The organism is Mesorhizobium sp. B3-1-8 (assembly GCF_006439495.1).
Taxonomy (GTDB): Bacteria; Pseudomonadota; Alphaproteobacteria; order Rhizobiales; family Rhizobiaceae; genus Mesorhizobium.
The window spans coordinates 134,683-145,565 of the sequence record NZ_VFTK01000018.1; the positions used below are offsets into that span (position 1 = coordinate 134,683).

Below are 10,883 nucleotides of genomic sequence, written 5' to 3' on the forward strand. Positions count from 1 at the left end.
CGACTTAAGAACGGTGCCGATCCGGCCGCGGTCGAGACACTAGACACTCATGTGGCGTTCGTAAATAGTCCGATTTGTCTGACATTTTCGTGAGACGGAGTGCGCACCCAATCCGGCATGCCGCCGGGTTCCGAGCAAGCATCCTTCGCACTTTGCCGGCACCGAACGGAAGCCCGGACGGTTACGACGAGTTGACAGTAGAACGCTACCCGCTATTAGTAAAGAGTATTAGTTATGAGGCCGCGAGGCCCGCTTCGACGCGGAGGAGACGCTGGTCGAAGGGCGCGCCGGGAGTGAGGGAGCGAACGCCGCAACGCTTGAAGCCGCGCGGAAAATACGGGAATCGTCAGCATTGCTGACCTTGTCTGGCGGTTTCGTCGCGCAGCGGCGCACCCGGCGATTTGCCTGTCGCGCTTGCTAATATGTATTAGCCGAGCGCAATGTCGATAAACGCACCGACCTCGACCATCTTGCCGTTGCCGTCGGCCTTTGCTTTAGAGCCGGCTGGGTTTGGGAAACGACCATGAGCGAACCGACGGAACTGAGCGATCCCCCCGGAGCTTCCAGGCGCCGCAAGCCGGCCGCCAAGCCCAAGGGACGCGTCACCATGACCGACATCGCGCGCGCCGCCGGCTGCTCGCAGGCGACGGTGTCGTTCGTGCTCAACAATTCGCCGGGCATCAGGCTGTCGCAGCAGACACGCGACCGGGTGATCGAGGCAGCCCGAGCGCTGGGCTATTCGCCGCCGGTCTTTTCAGCGCTGCGGCCGCCCGTGACGCCGTTCGAAGGCCTCGACGGCGTCATCGGCTTCGCGGTCGACCAGCTCGCCACCAGCCCCGAGGCGGTGGTCGCCATCGAGGGCGCCCGGCAAGCCTCCTGGAACGCCGGCAATGTGCTTCTGGTGGCGCAGACCATGGGCGACGCGGTGATGGAGCCGCGCGCGGTTTCAGCACTGACAAGGCGCGGCATCTCGGCGCTGATCTACATGACCATCTTCACCCGCGAGATTGCCGCGCCGGATTTCCTCTACAGCCTCGACATCCCGGTGATCCTGCTCAACTGCTACACCGCCGACTATGCCTTCCCGGCCGTGGTTCCCTCCGAGATCGCCGGCGGCCAGAGCGCGACAAGGCACCTGATCGCCCACGGCCATCGCCGCATCGCCACCGTCACCGGCGAGCCTTGGATGCAAGCCGCGCAGGATCGACTGAAAGGTTATCGCCGCGCCTTAGCCACCGCCGACATCCCGTTCGACCCGGAACTGGTGGTCGAGGGCGACTGGTCGGCCAGCGCCGGCTATGCCGCGACGGTCAAGCTGCTCGGGCTCAAGGAGCGACCGACCGCCATCTTCTGCCAGAACGACCGCACCGCGATCGGCTGCTACGAAGCGCTGAAGGAAGCGGGCCTGCATATCCCGCAGGACATTTCGGTGGTCGGCTATGACGACGAGGAGATCGCCCGCCATCTCTTCCCGCCGCTGACCACCTCCATCCTGCCGCATCTGGCGATGGGCCAGTGGGCGATCGAGCAGCTGGAAACGCCGCCAACGCCCGGCCGCGGCCGCTATCCCATCACCAAGCTGGAGTGCCCTCTGGTGGAGCGGGAGAGCGTGGGGAGCGTGCCCGCACAATTCCGGTGACCCTGCCCTGAGACAGGCTTATGATGGGTGGGCATGTGTTCCTTTCCGACAGGAAAACGCTCATGTGGCCGAACCGCCGTTTATGCGATCTCTTGAAGATCGAGCATCCGATCATCCAGGCTCCGATGGCGGGCTCGGCGACGCCGGAGCTCGCTGCCGCGGTGAGCAATGCCGGTGGGCTGGGGTCGCTCGGCTGCGCATCGATGTTGCCGGATGGCCTGCGCAACGTTGCGCGCCAGATGCGCGCCTCGACCGAGCGTTCTTTCAACCTCAATTTCTTTGTTTTTCCCAGACCCGATACCAGCGACGCCGTGCTAACCCGGGTCATCGACAAATTGCGGCCCTACTACCAGGAGCTGTCGCTCGGCGAGCCCTCGCGGAGGCTTCCGCCGATCGGACCGGGTTTCGACGAAGAAAAGCTTGAACTGCTGCTGGAGATCCGCCCGCCGGTCCTGAGCTTCCATTTCGGCATTCCGGATGCGGCTGCCGTCGGCAGGCTGAAGCAGGCCGGGATCGCGATCATCGGCACCGCGACGAATGTCGCCGAGGCGCGCAAGCTTGCCGACAGCGGTGCCGACGCGGTCATCGCCCAGGGTTGGGAGGCGGGCGGCCACCGGGGTTCGCATGTCCCCAACGGTCCCGGCGACGGTGTTGGCACGATGGCGCTGGTTCCCCAGGTCGTCGATGCCGTCAAGCTCCCGGTCATTGCCGCTGGGGGCATCGCCGACGGCCGCGGCATAGCGGCCGCTTTCGCCCTCGGCGCCAGCGGCGTGCAGATCGGCACCGGCTTTCTGTCCTGCGACGAAGCCGGCACCGACGCACCGCGCCGCGCCCTGATCCGCGCCGCGAGCGACATGGACACGATGGTCACCGATGCCTTCACCGGCCGCGCGGCGCGGGCGAAACGCACGCGCTACGCCCTGGGCATGGAGGAGAGCAGGACGCCCCTTCCGGACTTCCCGCAAATGGTCGCGCTCAGCGCTCCGCTCGGCGACGCCGGCGCAAAGGGAGATTTCGCCTTTCTTCTCTATGGGCAGGCGGCGGCGCTGAACAGGGAGCTTCCTGCGGGCGAATTGATGCGGATGCTCGTGGCCGAAACAGGTGAGGTATTCGAAGCGCTCTCGGCCGGCAAAGGGAGGCCTGCCTGAGCGAAATCTCCGGTCGTTGACGTCCCCGATAAGTTCCAACCCGGATTGCGAAGATCACCCGGCAAGCAGGGATGCCATCCGGTCGCGATCGATGATGCCGGTGTTCGGCGGCAAGGGCTGACCATCCAGCTCGGCCAGTTTTGCCGCGATATGCGGCCTGGCGATGACGTCCCGCGGCAGCGAGACGCACATGGCGATCTCGATCACGCCGCGAAACACGTCGGCATCCTCGCTTGCGGCGGCGAAAAGCCGGGCCATGACCGGATTCGGCGGCGGAACAGGAAGGCCGTCCGCCAGGGCGTTCATCTCCGCGACCCGGGCACGGTCGGCGGCGATCTGGTTGCGATAGAACGGGCCGACCTGGCGCTCGGTCTCGGCATCGTATTCCCGCGAGAATTCGGCGGGGTCGTCGATGTGCCGGCGAGCGACATTCCTGAGCAGCTGCGCATGCACAAGGCCGACGCTCAAGCCCCGCCCGGCAGACGGATTGGTGCAGGCCCAGGCGTCGGCTACAGCCGCATACCCGGTGACGACAGGCTGGCCGTCGACGACAAACCGCCGGTAGCGGTCGAGAACCCCAGCCATCAGCAGGACATGCGTGACCGGCTCGCCGTCAAGCCAATGGGCCTGCAAGGGACATGCCATGACGACACGGTGGAACGTGGCCGTGTCGCGCAAAGCCCGCAGGGCCTTGTTTCTCGCGGAGGTGAACAGGGTAACGGACCAGGTGTCGTTGTCGCCGTCCAGCGTGAGAATCGAGAACAGCCCCATCGGAGTAAGCAGGCGGCCCTTTCGGCGCGGCCGCTGCTTGTCCGTGAAATAGCGGGTGAAATAGACGAAATTGCTGTCCTCGGCTTCCTCGCTCGGGCTGCGCCCTCCCGCCGCAACGATCCATTCGCAGGCAGGGCTTCGCCGCCCCATCGCATCGATCACCAAGTCGGCGCGAATCTCCTCGCCGGACGCTGTGCGAACGCCGGCAATATGCGGCACACCGGGAATGGCTGAGGCGCCGGTGATCAGCTCGCGAACCTTGATCCCCCGCCGGACCGTCACATTGGGCGCAGCTTGCGCCATCTCGGCTACGGCCCATTCGATCACCGGCCGCCGGCCGGTGACGAAGCGCATGGCTTCGTCGCCCGGGCGGGGCGCCCTGTCCGCTATCGTCGGGGGCAACGACCGAGGGTCGAAAAAATCCATCCAGACGCAGCCGGCGCGCAGCAATACATCCGTAAGCCCGGGCAGTTCCTGATCGGCGACCATCCGGAAACGCGAGCTGAGGTTGTGAGGCTGCCTGAATTGCGCAACGCCGGGGCGCTCCCAGTCCCATCCTTGAATGGAACTCGAAGGCTGATCCGCCGGATCGGCCTCGAGGACCGTCACGTCATGACCGTCGCGGCCAAGCATGGCCGCCGTGCACAACCCGATCACGCCTCCACCGCAAATCAGGATCTTGCTCACCTCGTCCCCCAATGTCCGCGAGGGTCCGCCACTATATTAGCTTCTGCATACGTTCCCGGCAACGTGCGGGGCCGGCCAGCGCCGACCCGCTCCAACCCTTGCGTGCGATCCCGGGACGATCCGCTGCTTTCGCTGCTTGGCATGGCTCCCGCGGAGGTCTAGGCTGAGACCAGCTAAGGGAGGGCGGGATGACATCAAGCTTCACCGTTCATGCCGCATCCGGCTATGAGCAGCTCATGGGGCGATGGAGCCGCAGGCTCGCGCCCAAGTTCATCGACTTCACCGGTCTGGCCGGTGGCGAAAAGATCCTCGATGTCGGCTGCGGCACCGGCAGCCTGGCCTTCGAATTGGCAAAATCGGCCGATCTCGCCGAGATCCAGGCCATCGACTTTTCGCCGGTTTTCGTCGCGGCGGCGAAGGAGAGGAACACCGATCCGCGCGTCACCATCAGTCAGGCCGACGCCACGGCTCTGCCATTCGCCGACAACGCGTTCGACCGCGCGTTGGCGTTGCTGGTGCTGCACTTCGTGCCGGAGGCCGGCAAGGCGGTGGCAGAGATGCGCCGCGTGGTGCGTCCGGGCGGTGTGGTCGCGGCCGTGGTCTGGGATCATTACGGCGGCATGCCCGGCATGCGCATGATGATCGACACCGTCGCCGCGCTCAGCGAAAGCGGGCGCCAGATGCGCAGCCGCTATTGCTTCCAGCCGATGATGCAGCCGGGCGAGATGAAGCGGACCTTTGTCGAGCAAGATCTCATCGACGTCAGCGAGGCCGAGCTCATGATCCGCATGGACTACGCGGATTTCGACGACTTCTGGGCGCCGATCGGCGCCGGCGAAGGCCCGCTCGGCAAATACATGACCACATTGGATCCGGCCGAGCGGGAGCGCGTCGAGGCCGCCGTGCGCGATGCTTATCAGGCCGGCCGGCCCGACGGGCCGCGGTCCTTCGCCAATGTCGCCTGGGCCTGTCGGGGCATCGTGCCCTGAAAGTCACCTCGACCGCGGCGGGGCGGCGCCTCAGTTGCCGGCAGCGGCCGAAGCATTGATCTCCCAGCCGTCCACCCAGACCTGCCGCAGCCGGTCGCCCTCGCCCTTGAACCACAGGCCTGCCGGCCGGCAGTCCTCGATGCGGTCGCTGCGGAAATTGCGGATGGCTTGGCGCAGCTCGCACCAGGCGACGATGTTGGCGGTCTCGGCATAGTAGATCAGTGCGACCGGGCGGATGATACGGCCGGTCGCCCGCCCCGCCTCGTCGCGATAGGAGAGGTCGAGCTTCTCCTCGTCGCGGATGGCGCGGCGGACCAGAGCGAGATCGACGGCGGAAGCGGAGGGTGCTGCAAAACCCCAGGCATGAAGGGCGTTGGCGTCCAGCGTCTGCCGCAAGGGCGGCGGCACGGCGCCGGCGATCTTGGCGCCGACGCGCTTCGCGGCCTGCTTGAGCTCGTCGTCGCCTGTGCGCTCGAGCAACGCCAGCGACAGCACGATCGCTTCCATCTCCTCGATGGAAAACATCAGCGGCGGCAGGTCGAAGCCTGGTCGCAAGATGTAGCCGATGCCGCGCCCGCCCTCGATCGGCACGCGCATGGCCTGAAGCGCCGCGATGTCGCGATAGACCGAGCGTACCGTCACTTCCAGCCGCCCGGCGATCGTCGCCGCCGTGACCGGCCCCTTGGCCAGCCGCAGGATCTGGATAATCTCGAACAGGCGCGAGGCCTTGCGCATTTTTTCTCACCCGAAACGCAACTGACACATCCCCGTCAGTTGGGATCGCCTATAGGGCCGCCTACCGACTTGAAAATCAACAGGTTCCTTTTTGCGCAAGCGGGTAATGCGACGAGCAACTGACATGAGCTACGCCGAAAACCTCTGGCTGTTCTTCGTGCTTCTGCTCGGCATCATCGCCGTTCCGGGCATGGATATGCTGTTCGTGCTGGCCAACGCGCTGACCGGCGGCAGCAACAGGGGTCTCGCCGCCACCGGCGGCATCATGCTTGGCGGCGCCGTGCACACGCTGAACGGCGCCATCGGCGTCGGCCTGCTCATGCATTTCGCGCCGATCCTGTTCACGCCGCTGCTGGTAGCCGGCGCCGCCTACATGGCCTATATCGGCATTTCGCTGATGCGCAGCTCGATCACCGTCGGCGACGACGGGCCTTCGGGGAGCCGCTCGGCCTGGAAGGCGTTTCGCCAGGGCCTGGTCACCTGCCTGATCAATCCGAAGGCCTATCTCTTCATCCTAGCCGTCTATCCGCAATTCCTGAAGCCGGCTTACGGCCCGATCTGGATGCAGGCGACAATCATGGGATTGCTGACGGTCGCCACGCAGGCGGCAATCTATGGCGGGCTCGCCGTCACCGCCGGCCGCAGCCGGGGGCTGCTGGTCGACAATCCGCAAGCGACCATCCTGGCCGGACGGGGCGCCGGACTGCTTTTGTTTGCCGTTTCGATATTCACGGCCTGGGAAGGATTGAGGGCGGCGTGAGCGCCGCCCTCACCTTTTTCGCTCAAGCAGCGCCTTGACGGGTGGCGAGCATCTCGCGCTTCACCGACCGGCGCCATTCGACGGCGCCGGCGAGGCCGTGCAGCACCGTTTCGGTGGTCGCCCAGTCGATGCAGCCGTCGGTGATGCTCTGGCCGTAGACGAGCGGCTTGCCAGGCACGACATCCTGACGGCCGGCGACGAGATTGCTCTCGATCATGACGCCGACGATGCGCTCGTCGCCCGCGGCAACCTGCTCCGCCACGTCATGCGCGACCTTTGGCTGGTTCTCCGGCTTCTTGGCGCTGTTGGCGTGGCTGACATCGATCATCAGCCGCGGCGCTATACCGATCCGGCCAAGCTCGGCAGCGGCCGCTTCAACGCTCGCCGCATCATAGTTCGGCTGGACGCCGCCACGCAGAATAACGTGGCAATCCTCGTTGCCGGTGGTTGCCGCAATGGCGCTGCGTCCACCCTTGGTCACCGCCATGAAATGATGCGGCTGGGCGGCCGACTTCACCGCCTCGGCGGCAATGCGCAAATTGCCGTCGGTGCCGTTCTTGAAGCCGACCGGGCAGGACAGGCCCGAGGCCAGTTCGCGGTGGATCTGGCTTTCGGTGGTGCGCGCGCCGATGGCGCCCCAGGCGACGAGATCGGCGATGTATTGCGGGATGGTCATGTCGAGGAACTCGGTCGCCGCCGGCAGGCCGAGATTGTTGACGGCCGACAGCACGTTGCGCGCCATGCGCAACCCCTTTTCGATATTGAAGCTGCCGTCGAGGTCGGGATCGTTGATCAGGCCCTTCCAGCCGACCGTGGTGCGCGGCTTCTCGAAATAGACGCGCATGACGATCTCGAGCCGGTCGGCCAGGGTTTCGCGCAGCGCCGCCAGACGGCTGGCATAGTCAACGGCGGCGACCGGATCGTGGATGGAACAAGGGCCGACGATGACAAGCAGTCGATCGTCGGCCCCCGAGAGGATGGAATGGATGGCGTTGCGCGCGGTGGCGACGGTGCGCGTCACCGTCAGCGTGCGCGATATTTCGCGCATCACCTCGTCCGGCGTGCTCAAGGCTCTGATTTCGGTGACCCGAAGGTCGTCTGTGGTGGTCAACACGGCTTTCTGCTCCTGGTTTAGGAGACCTGCCGGCTGAAACAAAAAAGCCGCCAGGTCTGGCGGCTTGTCGGATTTTTGATCTGCAAATCTTCAGATCGAGCGCAATCCTCCCGCCGCCAGCGAGCTGCTAAAGTACCAATAGGTGGCGGTCAGGTTGATCATGCGGCTCATATAGTCGATGCCGAAGCGCTTGTCACTACTCCCCGATCACGCCAGCAATGTTCTGGTCATAATCGACCAACGAGCCGGTCATGACGCCGGCCTGCGGGCTCAGCATATAGGTGATCAGCCTCGCAAGCTGGGCCGGCTTCACCAGCTGGCCCATCGGCTGCGAAGCCTCGGCCTTTGCCAGCCAATCGTCGGGTGCTGCATGCCACTTCTTCTGCACGATCGCCTCGCCCTCGGTGTCCATCCAGCCGGGCAGCACGGCGTTGCAGCGGATGCGGTTCTTCCGGTAGGAGCTCGCAACATTCTTGGTCAGCGTCATCAGCGCGCCCTTGCTGGTCGAATAGGGCGTCAGGAACGACTGGCCGGCATGCGCCGACATCGACAGCACGTTGACGATCGAGCCGGGCGCCTTGCGTTCGAGCAGATGCCCGACGAGGCCCTGCATGAGGAAGAAGGGGCCGCGCACATTGGTGTCGAAGATCTGATCGAACAGCTCCTCGGTGGTCTCCACCAGCGAGCCGCGTGCGGACGTGGCGGCGGCGTTGACCAGCGCGTTCAGCGTTCCGAAATGCTTGATCGCCGTCTCGACGGCGCGCTTGCAGTCGGCGACCTTGGCGACGTCGGCGCTGATGAAGATGGCGTCGACGCCGTTCTTCTTCAGCGCGGCAACCGCCTTGTCGCCTTTCTCCTGCGAGCGGCCGATCAGCGCCAACGCGCGACATCCTTCGTCCGCCAAGGCTTCGGCAACCGCGAAGCCGATGCCCTGCGCACCGCCGGTGACGATGGCGCGCGTTTGTGAATTGCGACCGGCCAAACCGCTCATCGCTGTGCTCCTGTGTTTTGAATGACCAATGGATTTTCGAGGTTCATTGACGTTCCGATCAGCTTCCCGGTGCCTTGTCGCGACGTTCACAACTTGGCCGAGGCGTCCCCAACTTCGTCATCCTAGGGCGAAGCAGGAGCGAAGCTCCGTCGCGGAGACCCTAGGATCCATGCCGTGACCCCGGCCGAAGAATGCCGCGGCGCAGAATTCTGGACCGTTGGGCACCGCTCCGATGTAACGGCATGGATCCTCGGGTCTGCGCGCGTCGCTTCGCTCCTGCTCCGCCCGTGGATGACGACGCGATGGATGTTCCGGCTACTCGCCACCCTTGCAGACCAACAAACCGACCATCCTTCAAAGCGTTCGCCCAGCCGGACTAGTCGACGCGGACGGTCTTGCCCGTCTTGGCCGACTGCAAGGCAGCGTCCGCCAGCTTCAGCGCGATCAGCCCATCCTTGCCGCTCGGTGCCGCCTTCTTGCCTGCGGTGGCAGCGGCGATGAAGGAGGCGATCTCATTGGCATAGGCGTCGAGATAGCGGGTCATGAAGAAGTCGTGCAGCGGCGGGCGGGTGTAGCCCTTGTCGTTGGCGAGCTCGATCGATACCGGCCGCTGATTCTCGGCCGCGACCATACCCTTGGAGCCATGCACCTCGATGCGCTGGTCGTAGCCATAGGTGGCACGGCGCGAATTGGAGATGACGGCCTGCTTGCCGGAGGCGGTTTCGAGGATGACGCTGACGCTATCGAAATCGCCTGCTTCGCCGATCTTCCTGTCGACCAGCACGGAGGCGTGGGCGCTCACCGCAACCGGCTCCTCGCCGAGCAGGAAGCGCGCCATGTCGAAATCATGGATGGTCATATCGCGAAAAATGCCGCCCGAGCGCGCGATGTAATCGAGCGGCGGGGCGCCGGGATCGCGCGACGTGATGGTGACCATCTCGACCGTGCCGATGGCGCCGTCATCGATCGCCTTGCGGACAGCGGCGAAATGCGGATCGAAGCGGCGGTTGAAGCCGACCATCAGCGTGGCCTTGGTCTTCTCGACCACAGCCAGGCATTTTTCGACGCGCTTGACGGAGAGATCGATCGGCTTCTCGCAGAAGATCGCCTTGCCGGCCTTGGCGAAGCGCTCGATCAGATCGGCGTGGGTGTCGGTCGGCGTGCAGATGATGACAGCGTCGATGTCCTTGGCCTTCTCGATCGCCTCGATCGTGCGGACTTCCGCGCCATAGGCGGAAGCGAGCTCGGTCGCCGCTTTCTCGAACGCATCGGCGACGGCGACCAGCTTGGCCTGCGGGTTGGAGGCGACGGCGCGGGCATGCACCTTGCCGATACGGCCGGCGCCGAGGAGAGCGAAGCGGAGTGTCATGGAATGTCCTTCGAGGGTGGGTTTTGTAGGCATATCCGCGCCTTCCGGCGCGGATGACTGGTTTGATCCCGTCGTAGCGCCCGTCAGGCGGCCTGCAGCTCCGCCTGTCCGGTCTTGGCGCCGGTGATGTAGGCGACGATGTCGTTGCCGTCGGTATCCTGTTTGCGCAGATTGGCGACGATCTTGCCGCGACGGAAGACGACGATGCGGTCGACCAGGTCGAACACCTGGCGCATGTTGTGGCTGACCAGGATCAGCGGCTCGCCGTTTTCCTTCAGCGTGCGGATGATGTTTTCGACCTGCGCCGTCTCTTGCACGCCGAGCGCCGCCGTCGGCTCGTCCATGATGATCAGCTTGGAGGCGAAGGTCGCGGTCCTGGCGATCGCCACGCACTGGCGCTGGCCGCCCGACATGTGGCGAATGGTGCTGGAGAGGTTCGGGATCTTCACCGCCGTGCGGACAAGTGCTGCCTCCGTCGCCTTGCGCATCGCCTTGCGGTCGAGGATCGAGAACGGCCCGAGATTGAACAGCACCTTCTCGCGGCCGAGGAACAGGTTCGACGGCACGTCGAGGTCGTCGGCCAGAGCGAGGTTCTGGAACACTGTCTCGATGCCCGCTTCGCGCGCCTCGATCGGGCCGGCGAAATTCACCTCCTTGCCGTCGAACCAGATCTTGCCGTC

General features: G+C 65.1%; 10 protein-coding genes. 4 read left to right on the plus strand and 6 right to left on the minus strand.

All coding sequences use genetic code 11. The features are described from left to right. Positions 1-523: 523 nt before the first annotated feature. Entirely contained in the window at positions 524-1,639 is a 1,116-nt protein-coding gene (locus FJ424_RS18370; RefSeq protein ID WP_181182238.1) for a LacI family DNA-binding transcriptional regulator, read from the plus strand. A 62-nt stretch (positions 1,640-1,701) separates the two neighbouring features. Continuing rightward, a complete protein-coding gene (locus FJ424_RS18375; RefSeq protein WP_140659524.1) occupies positions 1,702-2,787 on the plus strand; it encodes a nitronate monooxygenase in 1,086 nt (361 codons plus the stop codon). Between the two features lie 54 nt (positions 2,788-2,841). On the opposite strand, the gene FJ424_RS18380 is transcribed toward FJ424_RS18375, so the two are convergent. Next, positions 2,842-4,008 (minus strand): hypothetical protein, encoded by a 1,167-nt coding sequence (locus tag FJ424_RS18380; RefSeq protein ID WP_246677285.1) that lies wholly within the window; start codon positions 4,006-4,008, stop codon positions 2,842-2,844. A gap of 425 nt (positions 4,009-4,433) precedes the next feature. Here FJ424_RS18380 and FJ424_RS18385 point away from each other — a divergent pair, with 425 nt between their 5' ends. Continuing rightward, entirely contained in the window at positions 4,434-5,234 is an 801-nt protein-coding gene (locus FJ424_RS18385; protein WP_140659526.1) for a class I SAM-dependent methyltransferase, read from the plus strand. A 30-nt stretch (positions 5,235-5,264) separates the two neighbouring features. Here FJ424_RS18385 and FJ424_RS18390 read toward each other — a convergent pair whose 3' ends face one another. Beyond that, positions 5,265-5,969 (minus strand): YafY family protein, encoded by a 705-nt coding sequence (locus tag FJ424_RS18390; protein WP_140659527.1) that lies wholly within the window; start codon positions 5,967-5,969, stop codon positions 5,265-5,267. A gap of 124 nt (positions 5,970-6,093) precedes the next feature. On the opposite strand from FJ424_RS18390, the gene FJ424_RS18395 reads away from it, so the two are divergent. Further along, positions 6,094-6,729 (plus strand): LysE family translocator, encoded by a 636-nt coding sequence (locus tag FJ424_RS18395; protein ID WP_140659528.1) that lies wholly within the window; start codon positions 6,094-6,096, stop codon positions 6,727-6,729. A gap of 22 nt (positions 6,730-6,751) precedes the next feature. Here the strand turns inward: FJ424_RS18395 and FJ424_RS18400 are convergent, their stop codons facing one another. From FJ424_RS18400 to FJ424_RS18415, 4 genes are all read right to left on the minus strand, one after another. Further along, positions 6,752-7,843, minus strand: coding sequence for a 3-deoxy-7-phosphoheptulonate synthase (locus FJ424_RS18400; RefSeq protein ID WP_140659529.1), 1,092 nt, complete (start codon positions 7,841-7,843; stop codon positions 6,752-6,754). Positions 7,844-8,039: 196 nt separating this feature from the next. Further along, the gene (locus FJ424_RS18405) at positions 8,040-8,834 is read right to left on the minus strand and encodes an SDR family oxidoreductase (RefSeq protein WP_140659530.1); all 795 of its coding nucleotides are present in this window, start codon (positions 8,832-8,834) and stop codon (positions 8,040-8,042) included. A 376-nt stretch (positions 8,835-9,210) separates the two neighbouring features. Next, entirely contained in the window at positions 9,211-10,203 is a 993-nt protein-coding gene (iolG, locus tag FJ424_RS18410; protein WP_140658750.1) for an inositol 2-dehydrogenase, read from the minus strand. An 83-nt stretch (positions 10,204-10,286) separates the two neighbouring features. Beyond that, a partial coding sequence (locus tag FJ424_RS18415) for an ATP-binding cassette domain-containing protein (RefSeq protein ID WP_140786369.1) occupies positions 10,287-10,883 on the minus strand: 597 nt, incomplete at its 5' end.